The sequence below is a fragment of the Sporosarcina sp. E16_3 genome (assembly GCF_017347125.1).
Classification (GTDB): Bacteria; Bacillota; Bacilli; order Bacillales_A; family Planococcaceae; genus Sporosarcina.
Genome location: NZ_JADPRX010000024.1, coordinates 39613 through 61783 on the forward strand (window position 1 = coordinate 39613; position 22171 = coordinate 61783).

At 46.4% G+C, this 22171-nt stretch carries 34 protein-coding genes; 2 read left to right on the top strand and 32 right to left on the bottom strand.

What is annotated here, in order from left to right:
• Window positions 1-11: 11 nt before the first annotated feature.
• Together I2483_RS13835 and I2483_RS19770 are read left to right on the top strand one after the other, a co-directional pair.
• Entirely contained in the window at window positions 12-218 is a 207-nt protein-coding gene (locus I2483_RS13835; protein ID WP_207277720.1) for a helix-turn-helix domain-containing protein, read from the top strand.
• 69 nt (window positions 219-287) lie between these two features.
• On the top strand, window positions 288-485 hold the full coding sequence (locus I2483_RS19770) for a helix-turn-helix domain-containing protein (RefSeq protein WP_207277721.1): 198 nt from the start codon (window positions 288-290) through the stop codon (window positions 483-485).
• 81 nt (window positions 486-566) lie between these two features.
• Here I2483_RS19770 and I2483_RS13845 read toward each other — a convergent pair whose 3' ends face one another.
• The 32 genes from I2483_RS13845 to I2483_RS13995 form a co-directional block, all read right to left on the bottom strand.
• Window positions 567-1559 (bottom strand): toprim domain-containing protein, encoded by a 993-nt coding sequence (locus tag I2483_RS13845; protein WP_207277722.1) that lies wholly within the window; start codon window positions 1557-1559, stop codon window positions 567-569.
• Window positions 1560-1629: 70 nt separating this feature from the next.
• Window positions 1630-1962 (bottom strand): hypothetical protein, encoded by a 333-nt coding sequence (locus I2483_RS13850; RefSeq protein ID WP_207277723.1) that lies wholly within the window; start codon window positions 1960-1962, stop codon window positions 1630-1632.
• 179 nt (window positions 1963-2141) lie between these two features.
• Window positions 2142-2270, bottom strand: a complete 129-nt coding sequence (locus tag I2483_RS19445; RefSeq protein WP_255550445.1) for a hypothetical protein — start codon at window positions 2268-2270, stop codon at window positions 2142-2144.
• A 32-nt stretch (window positions 2271-2302) separates the two neighbouring features.
• The gene (locus I2483_RS13855; protein ID WP_207277724.1) at window positions 2303-2554 is read right to left on the bottom strand and encodes a hypothetical protein; all 252 of its coding nucleotides are present in this window, start codon (window positions 2552-2554) and stop codon (window positions 2303-2305) included.
• A gap of 212 nt (window positions 2555-2766) precedes the next feature.
• Complete coding sequence (locus I2483_RS19685) at window positions 2767-3573, bottom strand: zinc-ribbon domain-containing protein (RefSeq protein ID WP_207277725.1); 807 nt, start codon at window positions 3571-3573, stop codon at window positions 2767-2769.
• Window positions 3574-3588: 15 nt separating this feature from the next.
• Window positions 3589-4845 (bottom strand): ATP-binding protein, encoded by a 1257-nt coding sequence (locus I2483_RS13865; protein ID WP_207277726.1) that lies wholly within the window; start codon window positions 4843-4845, stop codon window positions 3589-3591.
• A 105-nt stretch (window positions 4846-4950) separates the two neighbouring features.
• A complete protein-coding gene (locus I2483_RS13870; protein ID WP_207277727.1) occupies window positions 4951-5130 on the bottom strand; it encodes a hypothetical protein in 180 nt (59 codons plus the stop codon).
• 16 nt (window positions 5131-5146) lie between these two features.
• Complete coding sequence (locus I2483_RS13875; RefSeq protein ID WP_207277728.1) at window positions 5147-5383, bottom strand: hypothetical protein; 237 nt, start codon at window positions 5381-5383, stop codon at window positions 5147-5149.
• 45 nt (window positions 5384-5428) lie between these two features.
• Window positions 5429-5683 carry a hypothetical protein gene (locus I2483_RS13880; protein WP_207277729.1) on the bottom strand — a complete coding sequence of 85 codons (255 nt, stop codon included), beginning with the start codon at window positions 5681-5683 and terminating at the stop codon, window positions 5429-5431.
• A gap of 38 nt (window positions 5684-5721) precedes the next feature.
• Window positions 5722-6450: a P-loop NTPase family protein gene (locus I2483_RS13885; protein WP_207277730.1), complete on the bottom strand. Its 729-nt coding sequence runs from the start codon at window positions 6448-6450 to the stop codon at window positions 5722-5724.
• Between the two features lie 7 nt (window positions 6451-6457).
• Entirely contained in the window at window positions 6458-6700 is a 243-nt protein-coding gene (locus I2483_RS13890) for a hypothetical protein (protein ID WP_207277731.1), read from the bottom strand.
• Between the two features lie 4 nt (window positions 6701-6704).
• Entirely contained in the window at window positions 6705-7190 is a 486-nt protein-coding gene (locus I2483_RS13895) for a hypothetical protein (RefSeq protein WP_255550446.1), read from the bottom strand.
• Entirely contained in the window at window positions 7115-7468 is a 354-nt protein-coding gene (locus I2483_RS13900) for a hypothetical protein (RefSeq protein ID WP_207277732.1), read from the bottom strand. The genes I2483_RS13895 and I2483_RS13900 overlap by 76 nt, the downstream gene beginning before the upstream one ends.
• Window positions 7465-7791: a hypothetical protein gene (locus I2483_RS13905; RefSeq protein WP_207277733.1), complete on the bottom strand. Its 327-nt coding sequence runs from the start codon at window positions 7789-7791 to the stop codon at window positions 7465-7467. Before I2483_RS13905 ends, I2483_RS13900 begins: the two co-directional genes overlap by 4 nt.
• Window positions 7788-8141 carry a hypothetical protein gene (locus tag I2483_RS13910; protein WP_207277734.1) on the bottom strand — a complete coding sequence of 118 codons (354 nt, stop codon included), beginning with the start codon at window positions 8139-8141 and terminating at the stop codon, window positions 7788-7790. Before I2483_RS13910 ends, I2483_RS13905 begins: the two co-directional genes overlap by 4 nt.
• Window positions 8138-8485: a hypothetical protein gene (locus I2483_RS13915; RefSeq protein ID WP_207277735.1), complete on the bottom strand. Its 348-nt coding sequence runs from the start codon at window positions 8483-8485 to the stop codon at window positions 8138-8140. Before I2483_RS13915 ends, I2483_RS13910 begins: the two co-directional genes overlap by 4 nt.
• On the bottom strand, window positions 8482-8643 hold the full coding sequence (locus I2483_RS13920; protein ID WP_207277736.1) for a hypothetical protein: 162 nt from the start codon (window positions 8641-8643) through the stop codon (window positions 8482-8484). Before I2483_RS13920 ends, I2483_RS13915 begins: the two co-directional genes overlap by 4 nt.
• Before the next feature lie 1200 nt (window positions 8644-9843).
• Window positions 9844-10368 carry a hypothetical protein gene (locus I2483_RS13925; RefSeq protein WP_207277737.1) on the bottom strand — a complete coding sequence of 175 codons (525 nt, stop codon included), beginning with the start codon at window positions 10366-10368 and terminating at the stop codon, window positions 9844-9846.
• Window positions 10369-10488: 120 nt separating this feature from the next.
• Window positions 10489-11415 carry a helix-turn-helix domain-containing protein gene (locus tag I2483_RS13930; protein WP_207277738.1) on the bottom strand — a complete coding sequence of 309 codons (927 nt, stop codon included), beginning with the start codon at window positions 11413-11415 and terminating at the stop codon, window positions 10489-10491.
• 258 nt (window positions 11416-11673) lie between these two features.
• The gene (locus I2483_RS13935; RefSeq protein ID WP_207277739.1) at window positions 11674-14169 is read right to left on the bottom strand and encodes an ATP-binding protein; all 2496 of its coding nucleotides are present in this window, start codon (window positions 14167-14169) and stop codon (window positions 11674-11676) included.
• Between the two features lies 1 nt (window position 14170).
• Window positions 14171-14443, bottom strand: a complete 273-nt coding sequence (locus I2483_RS13940; RefSeq protein WP_207277740.1) for a hypothetical protein — start codon at window positions 14441-14443, stop codon at window positions 14171-14173.
• Between the two features lies 1 nt (window position 14444).
• Window positions 14445-14813: a glycosyltransferase gene (locus I2483_RS13945; protein WP_207277741.1), complete on the bottom strand. Its 369-nt coding sequence runs from the start codon at window positions 14811-14813 to the stop codon at window positions 14445-14447.
• 146 nt (window positions 14814-14959) lie between these two features.
• On the bottom strand, window positions 14960-15316 hold the full coding sequence (locus tag I2483_RS13950) for a hypothetical protein (protein ID WP_207277742.1): 357 nt from the start codon (window positions 15314-15316) through the stop codon (window positions 14960-14962).
• A 236-nt stretch (window positions 15317-15552) separates the two neighbouring features.
• On the bottom strand, window positions 15553-16200 hold the full coding sequence (locus I2483_RS19575) for a M23 family metallopeptidase (protein WP_207277743.1): 648 nt from the start codon (window positions 16198-16200) through the stop codon (window positions 15553-15555).
• Window positions 16200-16418, bottom strand: coding sequence for a hypothetical protein (locus tag I2483_RS13960; protein WP_207277744.1), 219 nt, complete (start codon window positions 16416-16418; stop codon window positions 16200-16202). The genes I2483_RS19575 and I2483_RS13960 overlap by 1 nt, the downstream gene beginning before the upstream one ends.
• Complete coding sequence (locus tag I2483_RS13965) at window positions 16415-16714, bottom strand: hypothetical protein (protein WP_207277745.1); 300 nt, start codon at window positions 16712-16714, stop codon at window positions 16415-16417. Before I2483_RS13965 ends, I2483_RS13960 begins: the two co-directional genes overlap by 4 nt.
• Before the next feature lie 13 nt (window positions 16715-16727).
• On the bottom strand, window positions 16728-16934 hold the full coding sequence (locus I2483_RS13970) for a hemolysin XhlA family protein (protein ID WP_218624960.1): 207 nt from the start codon (window positions 16932-16934) through the stop codon (window positions 16728-16730).
• A 129-nt stretch (window positions 16935-17063) separates the two neighbouring features.
• The gene (gene xerA, locus I2483_RS13975; RefSeq protein ID WP_207277746.1) at window positions 17064-18056 is read right to left on the bottom strand and encodes a site-specific tyrosine recombinase/integron integrase; all 993 of its coding nucleotides are present in this window, start codon (window positions 18054-18056) and stop codon (window positions 17064-17066) included.
• A gap of 136 nt (window positions 18057-18192) precedes the next feature.
• Window positions 18193-20538, bottom strand: coding sequence for a polysaccharide deacetylase family protein (locus I2483_RS19690; RefSeq protein ID WP_207277747.1), 2346 nt, complete (start codon window positions 20536-20538; stop codon window positions 18193-18195).
• Window positions 20539-20588: 50 nt separating this feature from the next.
• Window positions 20589-21743 (bottom strand): siphovirus ReqiPepy6 Gp37-like family protein, encoded by a 1155-nt coding sequence (locus I2483_RS13985; protein WP_207277748.1) that lies wholly within the window; start codon window positions 21741-21743, stop codon window positions 20589-20591.
• Window positions 21744-21790: 47 nt separating this feature from the next.
• The gene (locus I2483_RS13990) at window positions 21791-21937 is read right to left on the bottom strand and encodes a hypothetical protein (protein ID WP_207277749.1); all 147 of its coding nucleotides are present in this window, start codon (window positions 21935-21937) and stop codon (window positions 21791-21793) included.
• On the bottom strand, window positions 21937-22171 hold a 235-nt coding region (locus tag I2483_RS13995; protein ID WP_207277750.1), incomplete at its 5' end, for a hypothetical protein. The genes I2483_RS13995 and I2483_RS13990, both read right to left, overlap by 1 nt.

Genomic DNA, 22171 nt, shown 5'->3' on the forward strand with positions numbered 1-22171 from the left:
AGTTGCATACAGTGTTCACCTACGCAAAACTTCGTTCCATCCTCGACCGTCGCGGAATCTCCCTACGCCAACTAGCGCGCGATACCGGCATTACTTCGAACTGTACCGGCGACCTCAACAACGATCGCCCAGTCGGCATCGACAAACTAGCGATAGTCTGCCAGTATCTTAACGTCTCTATAGAAGAGATCGTCGAAGTATTACCGAAGGCGCCGTAACTGGCGTCTTTTTAATCGCGGTAAATTATGGTAAGATAGTCGCGGAGGTGTGCGACCATAGACGTCCAGTTGCGTTGTCTACTACGCGACCGACGCAGGGCGCAAGGCGTATCACAACGTGACCTCGAAAGGATTTCCGGTATTGCACGCGCCAACATATCGGCGTATGAGAATAATAGAGTCGTAATGACCATCGAGACTGCTGCGAAGTTTGCGCTAATCCTCCACTGTACTCTGGACGACTTATTCGAGATTAAGCGGAACTAGTCGGTCGCGGGCGAGCGTAATGCTCGTCTGTTTAGCCGGTATGTCCGAACATACCCCGAACATCTGTTACCTATTCCTAGCCTACTTTACGCCTATGTTCGGGATTTGTATACAAATAACCGACGGTTTCGACAACGAATCGTTCGACATTTTTCGCAGTCCCTCGCTACCCTCCGCAACTAATACAGTATTGGCGTCGTTATGCGCCTTATAATCGACTCCGTATAATTCGACATATCCGCTTAATTCCCGTATTATCTGCGCATTCAGCCGCCTTCCTGGACCATCGTTATCCCCGCCAACTAGTAGCCTACGAATACTACTCCGTTTGATAGCGTCCAATTGTGCACCACTTAGCGATGATCCGCCAAGGGCTATTCCGTGTATGCCCGCCGTAGCCCAACTTAGTGCGTCGATTTCCCCTTCGCACAATACCGCAGTAGTCGCCTTATCCGCATTCACGTTAGCCAATCCGTAGACAAGCGTATTTATAGGAGTAGCGCCTTTTTCGTAGAAGAACGTCTTGCCTTTGGTGCTTCGATACTTTACGTTTGCTATCCGACCATCCGGCGTATGCCACGGCATTGCTGTATATCCCTTATAGTTTTCACTGTACCCTACGCCGTATTGTCGCTGTACCACCGCACTAATTCCGCGTCTAGTCAGATACGGACTTACTGCTTGCGTAACGGTGTCGGACGGCACCTGCACGACTGTGCCACGCTGCGCCAAGCGTATTTCAGGCAGGCGTATGTCCTCGGCGTCTTCGTAGAGGATTCCGTATTGATCGAGTAGGTAGCGTTCAGTTTCTTCGTGGGATTCCTCGCGAAGATACGCTAATAGTTTCGTAAAGCTGCCGGACTTGTACTCGTCGTCGAACGCACCGCTATCTCCCCACGATCCGGCGTAATCTCCGTCTAGCATGACGAAGAAGGACGGCGTATCGTCGGGGCGAAACGGACTGGCTGCGATAAGTTTATCTGCGGACCATCGCGGTCGTTGCCAGTTGTATGCGGATAGTTCTTCGGTTATATCGACGTCGACTTCGTGGTTGCGGATTTTGATTATCGGCATTTTGCGTTTGCCTCCTATACTATACGTTGTGCCTTAACTGCTTTATATACCCGTAGATTCGTACTGTTGACTAAACGTTGAACCTTTCACACGTACTGATTTCAATGTAGTCGTATTTTTTATATCCGTAATTATCTTCGATGAATTCTCTTAAAACCTCTTCGCAATCTGGATTGTTCGGTCTATTTATATCTTCTTTTACTGACACCACAATAGAATCAACATCTTCAAATGTCACTAGATATTCTCTACCCATTGCATTCTTACATTCGCTAACCGTATAGGTTTGAAACCCTTCGACCTCTATAATTTTCTCGATGAGCAAGTCAACGGTGTCGATTTCTGCTTCCGTTAACGCCTTTATAATCGCTTCCCTATTGAGAACTAAATACTTATCATCCATTCCTATTCCTCCTCATCCTTATGTGTCGACTGCTTAATACAATGTTACTACGGAATCTTCCGTTTGTGTCGTATTCATCACCATTCGAAGTTCTATGCGATTTTGACATTAAATGAACACTTGCCCCGCCTACGTTTACCCTTTTACCCTGGGCATTTCCGCCAATTATGAATACGAAATCAGCCGTAACCACTCCCGAAGATTCCTTTAGGTGTCGCACAAACAGTAGATGCCCCAACGCCATGTAAACCTCCGATCGGTTTATAGCCGCCATGTCCGAACTTACCGCCGGCGTGAAGAACGGTCATAATTCGATTACTTCGTTATATGGTCGAACTGATTACTGCCGAATCTTTAATTCATTCTCTAAATACGCTTTAAATCCTAACCAGCTCGTTTTATCCATCTCCATACCGTAGTTCTCGCACTCGGCTACTTCCCGAATGTATGCTTGTATGTCACCCGTACTTAAATCATTGATATTGGCTTTAATATTGTCCATTATTGTACTCGGCGCATAAGACATTCTCCCCAATGCATACCTAAAAGCATAAAACAATATCTCTTTATTGACTTTTAATTTTTTATCCATATGCTCAACTCCCTTATTAATTAGTATGTGTCTTATTACGATATTACTACGAAATCATCCGTTAGCGTATTAATCCACGATCAATCGTCGTTCTATGAGATTTTGCCATCGAATGAACTCGAGCACCGCCTACTATATAGGGTACTTTACCTCGTCGGATTCCCACGCGTAGTAGGATGTTTCGTGTTAGGTGGAATTCAGTGGTAATCTTTTTACCCTTGGATAAATCGCATAACCTTAGTCCAAATCCGGTCTATTTCTGTGTATTTTATCCGCAACAAGGGTATTCCATTTCTTACACAGTACTCATCCTTTATTCGATCGTGCGTTACTATTAGTTCGTGCCCATCATCTTTGAACAGCTTATGGAAATGATACATTCCGTCGTATTCAATTGCCTTTTCTACTTTGCCGTCGGAGTCAATTAGAACAAAGTCGTATCTAAGGGGTCCTCCACCATTTCCGTAAAGACCGTCAAAGTGATACTCCCTTTCGTATCGAACTTCGAACGCATCCAGTACCCCAGCCACATATCTTTCTCCCTTAGATTCGCTACATATTGGGCATCCCACCATTGTTCCGCCTGTTCTCGAGTACACACGCGACGCCCATTCATGTCCTTTTTCACAAATCCAGTGCCCTCTTATCCCGGAGTACGGAGTGACCTGTGTTGGCGGTGTTTTATTTCTCTTCCTATCCCACTGCGCGGCCATTTCGGGGTACTTACTTTCAAGACTTCCAGATATTAGCTTAGAGTCCAAGTGCTTTTTCGACGCACAACCTCCGCAACAATCTTTGGGTACTTTAGTCCTCCCTCGAATTATCGTATCGTACTTCTTACGACTTTCATCACCGCAATAGTCACACGTAAATCTAACCTGAATATTACTACCGTGAGATAGTTGCGTGGATTTAACGATGAACACATCGTCTTTCTTTGTGAACTTATATCCTAAACTTTCATAATGCGTACGAGTCATCCCATGCCACTTGACCTCAACATCATGTTCTATAATCACGCGACATACCCTCCCCTAAAAGTTGAATTCCGCTGCTACCGCTTCTCCTGTTTCCAGTTCCTTTAGTACCCCGTAGTCAAATAATGCCATTAACTCTAGTCGGAAATCTTCACCCCCGTTCCTCCCTTTCTCGATACCTACCATCGCTCTTCCTTCTTTTTCAATACTATCGAAACTTATAAGGTTAGTAGCGATATCCAGCAATCTTTTAGAGGTCTTAACTTGGTCGCGAGTCGGAAGGTTCATTTCACGTACATCGTCCTCGTCCATCGTCTTCTTCTCGACAGTCGCCTGTACCGCGTAGAATCCTACTACGTCGTTATCTCCGATGATATTCTCGAATCTTGTCGCAGCATATTCCGCTGATCCACCAGTAGTATTATTCGCATTTTTACCATATACGTCGGATAATCCATAAAAGGGGTCTAGGAATACAGCGTCAATACCCCCGCCCTTTAGCTCGCGATCCAAGTCGTCCAATGTCCGCGTCATATTAGGGTCGGACTTACCTTGAAAATATAGCTTGCCGGGATAATACGAATCTAATGCGACAAGCAGCTTCGTAAATTCTTCGTAAGGTAGTCCTTCCAGTTTAGCTGAAAGTATCTGCTTATTCGGTATGCCTAATCGGCGCCCTAAATCATCTACGAAAACCTCGTCCACGGCGCTAATTATCGAAATCAAACGGGCTATCCATACGTATTCCTTTACTTCGTACGACTTAACGAGGACGTTAGCACCTTGTCGCAGTAACGAATCGATTATTTTTATGATTAAATACGTCTTCCCGCGTCCTGACTCCGCCATAATTCCGTAAACGTCACCAGCAAACCATCCGCTAATCTCTTTCGTCAACGGCTTAAATGGCGTATCCCACCGTTTATTAGACTTGCCACTCTTCCGATCCTCGTACTCCTCTAGGAAAGATCCCTTAATTTCCGTGAGTGTACGTCCTACCTTCGATTTAATAGCCGTCTTCGCCCGAATACCCTCCGTAATCTCCGGCAGCCATCGCTCGATAAATTCCTCGCCGCTAAGATCGTTCAGCTTACGTTCAAACTCGCCACTACGGAACAACGCAATAACCGCCTGCTTCGCCGAATATCCCTTAATCTCCCGCGCTAAATACGTATACGCATCGGATACTTCCGGAATATATTCGAACCCCTCGACCTTTGCGGTGACCGTTGCGTATGATGGCGTCGCCCCACCGTTCTGCTCCGAATATTCCGTAATAAACTTGTAAGTCGCACGGTCCACATCCGTATGCATATCGGCAAGCGTTATATTATGACGTGTGAGTTGCGTTATATCTGCGTCCTCTACGATTTTGTTAAGTAACAGCTTAGATTGCTCGATAGTTAGCGCCTCCTTTCGTTACTGCGTGCGTTCTCCGATAAGATTCTCGTAATATTGTTCGCGCGAATCCCATCCGTTATCTTTAAGCAACGCGTCCAATAAAGCGGAATCCTTGTGGCTTGAATACGTTATAAACTCGCCGTTAATCCTTACTTGGTACAGCCGTTCACCGCGGACTTTCTCGAATGTGTATTCCATCGTTTACCTCCTTTCGTTACTGCGCCAGTACCGGAATCTTCGCGTGTATTCCGCATTCTCCGTCGGCATCATACCGTTCCCAAAATTCCTCGAGTACCGCTGCCGGTCTTGCCAACGTTTGGAATTGGTAACCGCCTTCGGGGTCTACACCTATTACGGACAGTCCGAATGTTGAGTAGGATATTACGCCAGTTACGTTGGGGTCGTCGATGCGTCGTACAGTGTCGCCGGGTTTAAGTTGTGGCTTCGTCATGTTAGCGTTCCTCCTCCGAGTTATTAGGGTCGTACTGTTTAGTAGTCATTCCATAAAGAAATTAGGTTGTACTCCATCATCAATGACATACCAATTAGCTTGCTTGATTAAGGACTTACAATTCATAGATGTTAAATGCATTCCTATTTGTCTTAGAAATTCGTTGAACATCATTGGTACTCTTAGGTCTATACCATATTTGTTAATGCTGTTACTCAGTAACCAACATTCACACTTTATCTCTCCATCACATTTAAGCATGATTTCAAATGGTACTTCTCTCCACTTTACTTCTTGCATGTAATCACTCCTCTTCAATATTTTGTGTCTACTATTTGTCAGCGTCTTCCTCGATGCGACACGCCTTTAAAGTGGATAACTCCGCATTGATCGCGAATCCTATCGTACAGCCTAGCGTCAAACACGGTCGCCATTTCTTCAATCGGGAGGTTACTCGTGTATATTGTAGGAAGTCCGTTCGATACACGGTAATTTATAATCGTATGCAAGTCGCCCCTAAATCCGTCTGTTGCGTCGCGCACACCTAAATCATCGAGGACTGCAAACGGCGCCATCTTCGCCCTTTCCATCTGCCGGTAATATGGTTCGCTACTCTTTTCCGCAATATCCTTCGGAATGTTAGGTCGCGTGAATCCCGTATACAATTCCTGCCATGCGTTAACATCTAGGAAATACGCTAGTAATTGCGGGGGCTGTACGTCCTTGAGTAGTGCTTCATAATACGTCCTTGCGATGTATGCGTTGATAAGTCCGGCCGCGGTGCTTGTCTTTCCCGTCCCCGGTGAATCGCTCCACAAGTAAACGGACTTCACATCGTCGCTGCCGAAAGTATCTGCGTATCTTCCGAGTGATTCGTATATTGCGGATTGTGACGCCTTAACTGGCGAATTAGCAAGCGTGATATTCCGATAATCCTTCGGTAATCCTGCGCTACCAATACGTCCGCCAGTTCCGCTTAAGCCGTGGAGGGCGATATAATGCTGACAATGTGCGTTACATGCGGAACATCCGCCATTACGTTTTTCGTCGAGTATGCATTTCGTCATAATTGCGTCACCTTCCCTCGTCTTTCTTTATCCCGTAAAACACTTCGACGAATGTCCGCTTTGATTTCCGTTGGATTATCTCGATAATAATTACCGGTATGCTGATGGTATTAAATATCGGGATAAAGTTTATAACTAACTCCGTCGCATCCGGCGGATCTCCATTAATTACGGATAACTTTCGTATTAGAAACCGCATTATAATTACGGAAATTACATATACCGCCATAACCCATAGGAATATATTCATACCGTCACCACCATCCGTTAAGTATTTCGAGGTCAGGCGTATCCTCTACGCTCGCCTGTCGTTTAGCCTTCGTCAATTCCTGCGCCTGTATCCGCGACCATTCCAGTTTCCGATACGTAAACATAAAGCCGAAGCTTGTTCCGGGATATGCGCTAGTCGGCGTATATGCGTTAAACGTAAGGTCGATAAACGCCTTTACCGATTCATTCGATGCCATCCGCGGCTTGGCGTTCTTGCCCGCTGTGCCGATCAGATTGCCGATAATTCCTTGCTCCATCGCCCAGCGTCCGCCCATTGGTACGTAGTCGATGCCGAATATTTCGAGGTGTAGCGCCTTTAGGTACTCCGTGAATGTCAAAGTTGTCCAATCGTCGATATGGCGTTCTTTCCACGCCTTTGCTGGCGCTAGTTTCGTCAATGCGTATCGCCTCCGAGTAGCTTTTCGATTAATTCCGCATGTATCTGGTTTATTACGAATTGATCCGTACAATCTTCGTTCGTCATGTCGTATAGCAAATCGTCGATTATCGTCCGCAACCGCTCAACCTCCGCAAGTAGCGCCGGAATATCCTCCCGTGCGTTTGCGATGAAGTCTGCGTCTTTAATAGTGGAACATACCGCTATTCTTTCGCCGATTCCTTCCGTCAATCTATCGTACTCGTACACTTCGTTTACATACTCACATAGCACATCATCGAAGTTTGTCCACTCACCCTCCGTAGTTGCCTCCGCTCGCTTGCGGATTGCTTCGATTTGTTCCTTCGTCATACGCGCACCTCCGAACTCCACAGCGTCCTTAACTCCGCTCGAAACGCCTCGAATTCGACGAGCAATCCTCGTACATCCGTATCGGGTCCGCTTTTCAACGCGTGATACAGGACGCCTTCTAGTGCTTGCGGAATAGTTGCGTAATACTTTCCGATGGATTTCCATTCATAACGTAGGTCGGGCGAGTGTTTCGCCGGATCGTACGCCGGTGCCTTCGTCGGGTCGACCGTTGTGAGGCGTTCGATTTGGATGTTGTCCGTGTCGATGGATAAGCGGTAGTCTGCGTTGATTGCGATTGTTCGTTTGCCTGTGGGTTTAGTCAATCGTTATCACCTCCGATTTCAATTCCGAGTAGGTCGAGTGTCCTCTCGATTCCTTCCAATATTCCGTAAGCATATCCCCTATCGTATTGATCCGCAAATCGTCGTTTACTACCTTTTGCGTTGTAATACTCGCGTACCTTTTCCTCCGGCGACTTTTCGACTTCGTAGCCGTTGACTAGTGCCTTCATTAACGTAAATAGATCGAGTCGCATAATGGTGGCAAACCGCTCGTATCCTATAGGGTCCTTTTCCGCAACAATCGCGACCATCCTCTCTACATCGCCTTGTGACTTACTTAGTTCAATTGCCTCCACAACCTCGCGTGGTAGCGTTACTTTTGCGTTTGTCATATTACGTTCACCCCTTCGATTTTGATGTCGAGAATATCGAGCGCCTGCGTTACCCCGTCAATAAATCCGGCGTTATATAGAACATCCTCGCCTTTCCGCTGCGCCGCGTTAGTTACGATTTCCAGTAATTCAGCATTCTGCGGGCTGTCTGCTACGTCGTCCCACATGTGCTTCGTCACATATATTTCGAACAACGCCGTAATCGGTCCATATAGTTCCGAACGGTCGATTCCGTGTGTAGCCGCCAATGCATCGAGTAACGCGTCGATGTCGTAGATAGGATCGAGCGCATCTTCGTATAAACGCATTTCTGCCTGTATTACGTTGTGGTTTCGTCTAATCATTTCGATTCCTCCGTTTCATATCCGCGCGTTACAGCTTGCAGGATTTCGTCCGATGTCAATTCGTCGAGCGGTTTCAGTGTTTCGTAATGCTCCGTTAGGATTCGAAGCGCCTTCGCCTGCTTTTCGGAAACTACGAGTAATTTCGTTGAATTCGCCATTATTCCGCTCCTTTATCGCCCAAACACGAACAATGCGTCTTTTGGACCACTTCGTATTTTACGGTAAAATGCTTGATATTCACGTCATACTACGTGAAGGATTTCACAAACTTTACGTCGTTTTCCGTGTTGGCTTCCTTCTATTAAAGCGCAACAAGTTTAGTAGCGATCATTTTACGTATAATTGCGGCTATTTATCGCCGATGCACCGTTAGTGTATAATGCCTTGTTTTAGACGGTGTTTTAAGCGTCCTAGCGTCGAGGTGAGTGTTTATACCCGAAACGTGCTACGGACGTTAAATCAACGTGTATAGCAAGGGAGAATCATATCGCTAGGATTAATGTGCGGGTGTCGTCCGCCAAAACTGCCGAAATCGGCGCGGAAACTTTTATTATTAATTTTGACTAGTGCGTCCGTCTTGTAAACCGCGTGCCTATCGTCTTTGTATTACTTGGCGATATGCCCTTAACGCTAGTAAATGGCTTAGGTATCACGTTACGCCAGACTATTGCGTAGCAATTGGCTGTATCTCTTGACCTTAAGACCTTAGTACTTAAAGGCTTTAAGACCTTAAGTTCAAGTAATACCGCCGTCTAGCGACGTCGGACGTATCTTTACCAACGCCCTTTACGCTGTATTAAGTACTCTTGACGCGCGTATACGTGCAGGAAAGGTTTTTGCGATGTCCACAACGACTTTCGCCGTCCTGCATTTCCGCGGACAACTCCGATTCGCCACCGTATTTCACAAACTTTCCGGTGTGATTTTCCGTAAAAATGCATTACTTTTACGTTATGAAAACACGAACAATGGGTATTTGTGCCTACACATATAGACGATCCTTATCGCATTATATCCGTTCATTGTTCGCTTTCCACGTCACTCCTGCGTCCCTGCATCGCGCCACATACGCGCCAATATCGTTAAAACGATTACCGCCGATACTACTACGACTAACATGCTTCCGTATTCGGTCATTTGTCTACGCCACCTTTCCGCCATGCGATGATGCAGGCGATTAATAGTACGACACTTGCGATGTTGGCTGCGATTAACAACTGCGTACCCTCCGTTATTTGTCTTCCTACTACATATGCCCCGACGTTCACAGAATTCGGACCACACAGATTAAAATCTTTTCGCACAACGCAAAAAAAGACCCCACGCAACTTCTGCGCAGGGCCTTCCGATATTCTCTGTTACTTAGCCGTCCATCCTTTATCGAAGTGACTCGTATCAACTACGTGCTCGCCTTTCGTGTTAATGAAGTAAACGTATACGAAATCTTTACTCCCACGCCCCTCAAACGCCAACGCCCGTGTACTGTTTTCGATTTTACCGCCGAACTCATCTACGAACGCCTGCCGCAAATCAACGGGCGCATAGGCGAAGTCATCCGATAAACGTACGTTAATGATTTCGTAGTCTTCCTCGGGTTCAATATTTACGATAACACCCTCGGACTCCGCGATAAGGCTGACGTACATCTCCGTAACACGGCTTCGATCAATCGGCTCCTTCGCTGCTACAGCGGTCTTGACTGCTGGCGACGGCTTAACGACAGGCTGCGTCTTAGCCTTCGCTACCGGCGCGACAACCGCAGGCTCCTCCACTTCCGGCACAATCATCCCGATAACTATTACGGCGACAAATACACCGCCCCATACTTTCCAACGTTTATACCACGCCTTCTTACCGCTAGGCTTATAATCTAATTTACGCATATATACCGACTTCCTTCCGTTGTCTAATTTATCCGAATTGTACCACGGACACGCAACGGATGCAAGCGAATCGACGACGTAGCCGCTGCGGAAATGTGACGTAAAGGACATGCGCTCAAGTCAGAACGGAAGTTCCCCTAATAATACCGCCTCGATACGTCGTTGCATCGGTGCGTGACGTTGTTGGCGCTGTATTGCGACTGCTGTACGTTTGAATGCCGTGTATAAATAAGCGTACCATTTCGAACGCTCGATTTTACCTTGTTTCAGCGATACCCACGACTTGCGAAGGACTTCACCGAACTCTTCAACGTGATCCTCGACGCGTAAATCCGTGCCGTGCTTGCCTTTGAATAGTGCGCCTGTGATTCCGTATAGGTCCGCGTAGTCCTGCGCATAGCCGGAGGCTTGCTTATACCATCCGTCAGGTAGCGAAGCCTTTAGGTGCGCCTTGTCGTTCGGATTGACTGCGTCTTGGTTTTCGTCCTTCTTAGCTGCGTATTCATCCTTGTGGATAACCTGCGCTTCTGTATCGTTTGTATTAAGGGTATTAGTATTTATAGGAGAATTAGCGGGAGTATATAAGGCGTGACATTCCGGTGTGACATCGGGCGTGACAGGCGCTAACTTTACGAATACAATCGCATTAGTCGACTGGCGACGATCTCCACCTTTACGCTTAGTTTCATGCTGTACGATAACGCCGAACGATTCCAACGCATTGCAGGCGCGGATAACTGTGCGACGAGTAATGCCGAGGATTGCCGCTATCTTCGTTTTACCGAGGAAGCAGACGCCGGGATACTTACATGCCCAGCGGTGAAGCACGTCCAGTACGTCGTATGTTGCTGGCGTCATTTGGTCAGCGTATTGGGCGCGGATTTCCGTAGTGTTGGCGTTGAGTTCAGCGACCGTGTGGAACGGTTGTAGGTTGCGATAAGTCTCTTCCGTGTTTAATAATGTGTCTACGAGATTGTTCGTCATATGCGTTATCCCCTTTAGATACGCAAAAAAGCAGCGGTCCGTCGATTTAATCTGACAGACCACCGCTTTATACCTTGACCAATCCGCAATAGTTCGATATAATTACGGTATATTGATTTACAAGGTGTGTAGCAAGTGGTGCTGTCGGGGTTGATCCGACTTTCACCGGTGATTGAGGACGGGAATCCTCTTTCACGGCTATGCACCTTTTCACGTTCATTTATATTTCGTTGGGATAAGCATACCTCGTAAATTGTCGAAAAGCAAGCGGAATCTTCGAAACTATTAACATGTGGATAACTTCCGATTTCGAACCCCACGTTACAAGTCCTGCAAGTCTTGCCATTTGCGGCCGTACTTTTTAGCGTGCTGTGCCGTTAGCCTACTGTTTTTATAGCGCAACGGCGTAGGTGGCTTCATTTTAGCGATAAATGCCGGCTGTAATTCGTTGGCAGCGCGTAATGATATGATTGCGTAGTGTTGCGGAAGTCGGACCGCTTGCTCTAGTGGAATGGTATCCTCGAAGCGGTGCGCCGACAGTTCGAACGTCTTATGATGATCGTTAGCGAAAAGGAATTGCTGTACGCCTCCGCCGAGTAGGTTCTCTTGCAACGACTTCGGTAGTTTGTTCCAGTGGTGAAATGCGTAAAGGCTTCCGAAACGTTCCTTCCGACCTTCCGTACCAATCCGCCCCATCAGCTTCGTAAGTCCCTCCGATACATACTGCTCCGGCTCATTAAATACGATAAAGCATCCGTTAGACTGCTGTTCTTTACTCATTAACATGCGCGTCATAAACGCCTTTAACGTAATCCAGTGGACAAGTGTCTTCGTCGCCACTTCGCCGAGTTTACGATTCGGTACGCGTAGTATAATAACTTTCCCCTCCGACATCCACTTCACAAAGTCAACGTCCTTATGCGGTTTCTGTGCGAATATATCGTGCAGACGGTCGTTTCCGAAGAATGTATCGAGCCTATCGAGTACGGCATCCGCCTTACTTCCTATATCGTCATTACTACCCCACGCGGCTAACTCACGGGCTAGACGCTCATTACCTTCGATAATTAGGCGCTCAATCGTAGCTAGACGGAAATCTTCGTCCTCGATGATTCTCTTAATTCCGTATAATGATCCGCCCGATGCTTTAGCTGCTTCGCGCAAGAATCGCCGTGACCGCGTATGTCCGCCAAGGTCGATAAAGTCGATCATTTCATCGCCGAACCTTGACGCACCTAAACGACCTAAAGCCGACACAACCTCCGTCAAGTCGAGCGGTACTACGTAATTATCGTCACTAAGGTCGATGTCGATAATCTTATCCGCAGGCAATGAATCACGGATGCCGTCCGCCATGCCACGCTCGCCCGGCTCGTCGATTGCGTCGATGACTACCGCAGATATTCCATGTATTAAGCATCCGTCGATAATCCAATTCTTAATCGCCGTATCCTTACCTGCGCCTTGGCCACCGATAAATACATATCCGCGATAAAGTGCGTCTGGCTTATCGACTGGCATATCGACGCTAACCGTGCTGTCTTTAATAGTCGCTGCCCCGAGCGGTAATCCTCCACCTATACGCAACGGTGCAGGCACGTCGACCTCTATACGATACTTAGCGTCTAAAGCGTCTGCATAGCGCATTTGCAAGTCACGCGACGGCAATTGTAGCGCCAGTTTCGCCATTTCGTCAGTCGACGATAGATTGACGTTAGGGTCCATACGCGAAGTGTGTGTAAGTTTCAGCGTGTTAAGTTCGTTTATTACGCGTGTAGCGGTTTTACCTCGGACCACTACGCCTCGTAATTCGTTATCTTCCGACGTATCGCCGATGCCCGTCGCCAGTGATTCCGCTAGTGTGTCCCGTGTCAGACGGTTTGAAGAGTGCGCTGCGACACGTATATGTGTGCGGAATACGGGAAGATTAGCTTTATCGTTAGTTGCTCCGCTTAGTTTAGTCGAGTTGATTTCGTCGAGTAGCGAAAAGTCTTTGTCGATAATTGCGTTCTTTTCGATTTGCTTATCGGATGTGAATACGCTGTTATGAATTGCGGATACTACGTCGACTAGTAGTGAGTTTACTTCGTTGACAAGTCCGGCGAGTCCCGTCTTTAGTAGCGGAATCATTTGACGTATACCCGCACGCTGCGGTACTTTACCTTTCGCTAACTTCTCACGCGCCCATGACGCATTCTTAGACCATCGGGGGCGTGCTTCGTGATCGGCGCATATGGACAAGCGAGCAACATCGCCGTCGTGCGCTAGTTCATCGACTGTATTAAGTACCGTAGCGATAGGCGTTTGACGCTCCGCAGTCTGCGTATTCAGCGAGAAGATGTCATGACGTAGGTAGCGCATTTCCTGCACGACCGTGTTGTCTAGCGGGATTTCTACGTCTGCAAGCGAAGCCTCCTTGATCGTAACGTGCATCATATTTTCGAGGCGTCGCTTTAACTTTTCCGCTTGGAATTCGGATGTGCCTACGTAAAACTCAATCTTATCCACACCGCCAACTTTGCGGAAAACTACGTCAATCCATAACGTATCCTTTTCGCGGTAACGGAATTTAAGTCCATCGCGCTCTAATCGACTGCGTGGTGTTGCGTACATATCGTACATCTTATGAAGCGAACGCCACATACTTTTCGTGTTGCCAGCGACGTTGGCGTGAGGGATAACGCGGTAGACGACCATTTCGTTCGGTACGTAGACGACTTCGATTTTCTTACTCTGCCACCACGACGACTTTAGTATAGAAGGAGTTTCGGAAATGATTGCGGGTAGCTTCGGCTCGTATATCGCTATTTCGTACATGTTAAGCCGCCTCCAATACGCATACTGCAACGATAAGTCCGCCCGCAAGGAAGCCTAACGGTCTAACCATACCGCGACCTGCCATCGTGCTTAATATGACGCATACGCCCGTGACCATCGTGCCGTAGCCCGCCAAGTCCGGTAGTGACTGTACGAACCACTCCCAAACGCTGTGACCGATACTTGATAAGCTATTTTCCGCTTTTTCTACGAAATAATCCATTGACGGTTCGACGATATACTTCCGATGTAATCCCCCTAAAAAATCGTCCATATCAAAGACCTCCCATTTCCGGTACTAGCGATTTGAGTCCGTCGCGTATATGCACGGCGTTACGGATAATTAAGTAGCCGGCAGATGCCCCGAGCAGTAATTCGAGCGACTTAGGACGGTTGCCTAGAATCCACGTCGCGCCCGCAAAGATGATTACGAATACTACGCCTGCATCGACTACGCGCATCGACGCCTCGTATATTTTAATAAACGTGTTACTGTCGCCCGCAGCAAACGAAGTCAACGGCATTAGTAACGTAGATGTTGCCGCTGATACGCCGACCGCTTCCATATAACGCTGACGCTTGTTTAAAAATACGTACTCACCGTCGATAAATTCCGCAACCTCTATACGTTCATTCTTCGCCATTACGCAAAACTCCCTTCATTATCCGTGTTTAATCCGCGACGTTTACGGTCATACTAACTTAAATCGGAAAGGGTGATATGTATGTTTTTCGGAATCGGCGCGCTAATTGGCGCAGGAGTTGCGATTGTGCTTACGGTTATTGGCGGTTAATTTCCGAATAGTTTTGGTCCGTTAATTCCATTCCGTTTAAGCTGCGCCAGTTTATCCGTAGTTGACTGTACGGGCGCAGCTTGCGGAGGTTTTTCGGGTGTTGCAGGGATGTCATCGCTAATGTATACATCTTCGTGTACATCCTCGTATACCTCTTTGTACACAACGGAATCTTCCGACAACTTAACCGGCTCGACTATAGCGACTGTGACCTCTTTGGCTTTTATATCAGCCGCAATCAACCTTTTAACGTAGCCACTAAAGTTACGACGCTTTATGGCTTTAAGCATTAGCGCATCAAGCGGGTTAGTTTCGTTAAAACTTACGCTCTTGATTACCTTGTTTGACGACATGGGCGTTTGCCTCCTTTTGCTTATACGATATAGTATGACCGGTATTGTCGATATGTTACTGCCCAAATAAAAAAGGAAGGCATCCGCCCTCCCCATTTTCCTACTTAGTTATTAACGTGTATTCCCGTTACTTAACTATATGCGACGTATATGTAAAGTGTTACTAATTGCGCCGGTATTACTGTAAACGCAAAAAAGGCGACCGCTCCGAAGAGTAGTCGCCTTTGTGCCGTGCTTTATTTCTTACGATCATCTACGATAACTTTCAACGCAAGCGCGTCATCTAGCGATAACTTACCCGCTTTAAAGTCGTCCGCCCATTTCTGCGACAGGTGACCGGCTTTAATTGCGTCAGCAAGGAATCGCGTGTAAGCGTCCTTTAACGTCGCTGAACTCGGATTAAACATTCGAATCACCTCCGCCGGTTTCGGCTTGGAAGGTACCGGAATGCTCGGCACGCTAACCGGCACGCCTACGTATTTCATCGGGTCCTGTGCGTTAGTAAACCGGTTATTCCACCGACCCGTATGCACCTCGAAATGTAAGTGGACGCCGGTTGACGTGCCTGTCGTCCCCATTACTGCGATAACTTCGCCTGCCTTAACGGATTGACCGAGTTTAACGCCAATTGACGCAAGGTGTGCGTACACCGTTTCATACGTCTTGCCTCCGATATTATGCAGGACCATAACGGTGTTACCGTAGCCGTTCGTCGATTTAGCGTAAGTTACTTTCCCTGCGGCCGCTGCGATAATACGAGTGCCTGCGTCCTTACCGAAGTCAACGCCCCAATGCATCGCCGCCGGTTTGCCTGTGACGGGATGAGTGCGTGGGCCGAACGGGGACGTGACGCGTCCTTGTGTTGGGCGAAGGAAGTCCGACATTACGCATCGCCTTCCGTCTTGGACAGCGCCGCTTTATCAACGGATGCCTCTGCTAGAATATAGACGGCGATTGATCCGAACGCAGTCAAGACCGCTGTAACCTGTGCGATTTCGTTTTCCCCCACGTTAAACGCGAGTAGTAACGAGCCTACGAAGCCTGCCGTTAATGCCCAGAATTTACGTGAAGATATTTTGCGTAGAAAGTCCGCTTTTGTCATACTATATCGTCCCCTTCCGTTGGATCTTCGACGCTAACGCCATAAGTACCCCGCAACTTAATTTCGTTTTCTCGCTTCGCCTTCCAGTAATAAAATCCGGTGCCCACTGATAGTTCTCCGAATATGGACGGAATCAGATAATCGTACACGTCCGTAGTCTGCGTCATATACGACATCGCAATGGCGCAAGCTACGATAATTAATGTAATCGCGAACATGGCTAGCAGTATCTTCTTCGAGAATTCCATCGGTTCCTTGCGTGGTGCGCGCTCCTTCTTAACGAATTGAATCCGCATGGTCAATCGCCTCCTATACTAATACTAAGCCGATTAACGCCAAAGCGATTGCTCCGATAATCAGCCGCAATATCCACGTCGTATTACTTTCGATTTTATCCATTTTAGCTTCGATATTATCCGTCCTAACTTCCGTCCGTGTCTGCTTAATATCGAGCGTCGTCACCCGCTCCTCTAGTCGTTCGAACTCCGCCCGCTTAATGTAATCAAATTCGCTCAACGTTGACCACCGCCATTTCCTGTGTTATTGTAAATACGCTGCTACGACGATCACCGCCGTAGTGGTTGCGAGGCTATCGTTGGTAGCCCCGCTTTTTTGCATATAAAAAAGAACGCCGGTTGGGGCGTCCTACTGTACGTGATACCGCTTATGTGCTTGTTGCTTACGTTCTTCCGAGACCATCGCGTAGGTTAACGTAGTCGCAGGATTGCTGTGTCCTAGCAACTGCTGTAAATCCGATAGGTCAATGCCTGCGTCCGTGGACAGTTGGGCGAAGGTGTGCCGGAGTACGTGCGGTGTAATCTTCTTGCTGATGTCCGCCCGTCCTTCAATAATACGGATTTCCCGCTGTATTGACGCATTAGATAGTTGACGGATAGGCTTGCGGACAGATACGAATAAATACTCGCAATCGTCGGCGCGCTTGTCCAAATACTTGCGTAAATGGTAAAGCGATTTATACGATAAATATACATGTCGCTCAACATCGCCCTTACCGACTACGCGCGTACTCATACTCTGCATATTAATATCGGAAATCTTTAGGTTAGCGATTTCAGACAGACGGCAACCCGTCGAATACATAACTTCGACTAAGGCGCGTTCACGTAAAGTTGCGCAGGATTCCCGTACGATTTCTAACTCTTCGACCGATAAGCTGCGGGGCAAGCGTTTAGGTTTCTTCGGTATCTTTACCTTCTTCGTCGGATCGCGTAGCAATACTTCCTCACGTACGAGCCAGCCGAAGAAGCTTTTAAGTACGGATAACTTCTTACCGACTGTACTCGCCATGATTCCGTCTAAGGACGCCAAGTAGTTCCGAATGTCAAAAGTAGTTATTTGAGATACCGCTTTGCTGCAGTGGACCGCAAACAGGCGTAACTCGCTCTCGTAATCCTCCAAAGTGATTTCGCTTAATCCTTCGATTTTCATAGAACTTAGGAATAGCGTTGCCTTTTCGGGAATGTCGTTACTTAACTGTTCGTGCGTCCTCCACGACGTATTATAGTTCGAAAGGATTTCTTCCATTCTTAGCGCAAGTTTCGTCGTATCTACGTCGGGGCATATTGTGCTAACCATCGTCTGGACATCGTTGAGTAATCGTATTCTATCAGTTGTCATAACGGAACCTCCCATATAATCTATTAACTAGACTATATAACAGGTGTTTGAAAATGTCAAACAATGAACTATAATATGAAATAATTATATGCCTAAATTAAAATATCCTTACTCAACCTTATTGTCCTACTGTATGTTAATTGTGTATTTTAAATAACCAGTTTCTGGCGATAACGGTTATCGGGCTGTCTGTAGTATTAAAATATCTAATGGTTATATTACCAGCCGATTTTACTATTATGTTGAACATCACACCCCCTACGATGCTCGCTCTTGGATTACCATCAACTACGCTTGTCGCTAAGACGTTTGCATTTGTAACAGTGACCTCCACCGTTCCGCTTGGAGGAACAATTACTTCAGGGACGAGTATCTGAATGGGACTATCTCCACCTATTACTTTAAAATCGCCCCAAACATTAGTAATCGTATTCCACATTCTTCTGTACACGATATTGTTAGAACCGTAAAAAAGTTGATGAGAGATAGAATCTGAAGACGGGATATATCTCGTTGTTTCTAGATAACCCGAAGTGGTAGGGAATCCTTGGCTAATGGCAGCAATAATCACATGCACACTTTTCATATTTTCCCTGAAATTAGTTACAGGCGTGCCGAATCCGATACTTGGCTCATATTTTAGTGAAAATTGTTTAGATTCTTCATTTGAATGTATTCTCCCCTCATTATCCATCACATAATAATAGGGTGCAGTACTCCCCAAAGTGTGTCGATAAAAGTCGCCCACATCAATAAGGTTTCCGTAAATATCCAGACCATCACCCAAAGTCACTATGTCAATTTTATCTTGTGCGTAGATGATGAACTCTTTAATAATCGCCATCTGTTCAGGTGTCATCGTTTCATATTGACTGTGAGATTTCCATATTAACCATCCATTATTCGCAATTGCTAAGTCAAGTTGTTCTTTATAATAAGATAGAGTGTTTGCTCCCGCTTCACCCATCGTTTTCCTCAGCATTGCGTGAGTGTATACAGGTGGTGTGTTAATACCTTCTTTTACATCAACCCCAACCTTGTAAAACTCTTTTACAATTGGGCGTACCGCATCTCCATGTACTCCAAAAGGGTACACGAGTAAATCATCACGGCAACCATGTTCTCGTAGTAGTTTTGTGGATTTCTCGAATTCTTCTCTGACCTTTTCTAGCGGTATTGACCCTAAATTAGGGTGAGAATATGTGTGGCAACATATTTCAGTTCCGTAGCTTTTCAATGTTTCTATATTATCCCAACTCATGTACCCGTATGCGCCACTGTCTACCGATCCCGTAACTATAGGTATTGTCATTTTTAACCCTGTCTCTTGAATGACGGGAAGCCACTTCGTCATTACTTGATTACGTCCATCATCATCGATAAAAGTCATTAGAGGTTTTCTTTTTCTGCGTGATATAATAGATGTGTTGCTTCTGTTATTAATTTTATATGTCTGACCAGTAGTATCAGCCAACTGTTGAGTAGCTAAATTCAATCTGGCATCAAATTGTACAGCATTTACACCTTCCAATTCGGTCATTCGAGTGTCTACTCTGCCTGCCGCTGACTGTGCTAATTGTGCTTTATTGTCCGCATTAATGGTTGCCGCTTGTGCAGCACTGAGTATTGTTGGCCCATCCGTGACAACCTGTTCGATTAACGGACGTTTACCTTCTATATAAGCCGCTTCAATATTCGCAAGTCTAGTCGCCTCAATAGTAAGCAAGCGCTCCGCTTCGGTGGCTGCACGCACAATCTCTGTGGATTCACGCACAGTCTCAGTGTTTGAACGCTCGCTTTCAGTAGCATTTTTAACGAGCATAGTGTCATCTTTAACGCTTTCCGTTGCAATACGTTCCGCATCCGTTGCAGCTCGCACTATTTCGGTTGCGTCCTTAACTGCTATGGATTCCGCTCGTTCCTGCGCCAATCCGTTTAGTGAGTCAGTTACATCGGCCGTCAAGTTATTTCGGGCTGTATCTGCTGCATCTGCCGACACGTCCGCGCGATTAGCAGCATCATCCGCTGCGAGTGTTGCGACTTGAGCCGCTTCTATAACCACGGGGCCGTCTCCAAGAACTGTCTGGATTAACGTTTTTTCAAAATCAAATGGCTTATAGTTGCCTGTCGGATCGCTTTCGATAATAATTGACCCTTTAATTGTAGATACTCGATTATTTCCGGTATCATACAGTTGGATTACGACTTTAATTGTCCCGCCTACCGCTGTAGCTCGCTTACTCAACAAAAAGACCGCTTGCGAATATCCGGTTACTTCGCCCACATCAATTACGACTTCGCGGTCTAGGCGTGTGGAGACGAGCGTTACTTTATCCACACCGCTCATTGCGAAAGGTTCGCCGCCCAATGTGACGTTAACCGTCAATACGACCGTATCGCCTTGCGTTACCTTTTCGGATACAGTGCCGAATGTTCCGCTGTTAATGTCTGCCGTGATTGTTATTGGATTCGTTAATGACACGTTATCACTCCTTTTTTGTAAATAAAAAGAACGCCCCGTCAGGAACGTCCTCACCTTGTTATTTCAGCTTTCATTCCTGTTAGTTCTTGTTTAATCTTGCTAATTAACGTAGGGCGATTATTCCCAAACGTAGCTTCGAGCGTGAATCCTGTTTCGGGTTCATATATTTCTTTAACTTCCGTAATTCGAGCGTCAAGGGTGATGCCCCAATCTGTATATTGCGTAGTTACGATGTCACCTAAATCCCAATCTGCTTCATACTTGAATGTGGAGTTAGTCATGACTTGTGCCTCGAGAAACGTTTCTTGTATCAATTCCGCGAGTTTCTGTTCACCGCGATTGATTAAGTCGTTAATAATATCTTGTGGAGGACGCGGTACAGGCTCTTCATCTTCCGTTTCTTCCGATACATCCCGAGCATCCACAAACAGTTCATGCCGTGACAGTCCTACCGCTTGTCCTAACTCGACAACTCGGCGTTCCACACCTTCGCCTTGCCCTGCGATATAAGCCGTATTTCGATAGTTTAAATCGCTATCAACGTAATGCATGTTTTTGATGTTATCAAAAAGAGGGCTGAATATTACGGGCGAATTAATAGACTGATTGACGGATAAGTCGCGTCCTTCATAAACGTCAAACACCCATTTTCGTAAAGCGTAATCAATCCGAGCCCCCCAACCTATACCCGACATTAGCGACATCTCGGCCATTTCCTCGGCAACGTTTTTGAAGCGTGATTGCCAGTTAACTTGTGGACCGCGTATTAAATCAGTAGCTAAAATGAGTTGCGGGATCTTCCGCTTGCCATCCACAGGAGTGATTACGTTGTTGCTGATGTAGTGTTTCATTACAGTTTCAGCCGATGCAGAACGATTGTCATGCGACGTGTGGACAGGTGGTAAGGTGATTCGTTGGCCGACTACCGATTTTAATTCGAGTGCGTTGATAAGCCAATTTTCCGTAGCTTTGCCGCTTTGGTCAAGTTCTATTTCACGGTGCATGATTTTATAGGCTTTGTGTAAGTCTTTATCAACAACGATTACGTTTCCTTTTTGCAAAGTATCCGTGTAGTTTTTGTAGCGGTTGATTCTTAATTCTAAGTCGCCTATGCCGTGGAATGAGCGAGTGAACATTAATGATTCGTAGTTTGAAATTTCAGCTTGAAAGTTAACATCGGCGTCAAATATCCGTATTGGTTTCATGGGTGTCCTCCTTATTTTGTGACGTAAAAATACGCCCTGTTTAGGCGTTATAAGTTGAATTGCGGAGTGGCTAAAATCATATCCATTTCAAGTTGAGTAATATTACCTCTCGTAACTTGTCCTTTCAGATAGGCCTCGTCAAGTCTTTTCATCATCCACATATTGAGTAGAAACGCGTATACTGGCGAACTCATTATAAATCACCTCCCCCCATTAATAGAAACATGATTGCTTCCTCTAATATTACAATTCTTTCTTCATTTGAAGGTTGAATTGGAATTGGTGTGGGGTTATGTGAATCCACCACAGATCTCACATCAGCATCATCAACGTCCTCACCGATAATCTCTATAGACACCTCGTCATAGCTGCCATCATCATTCAGACCGTCATCATCGAATAATATATCGACGGCGATACCAACCGCC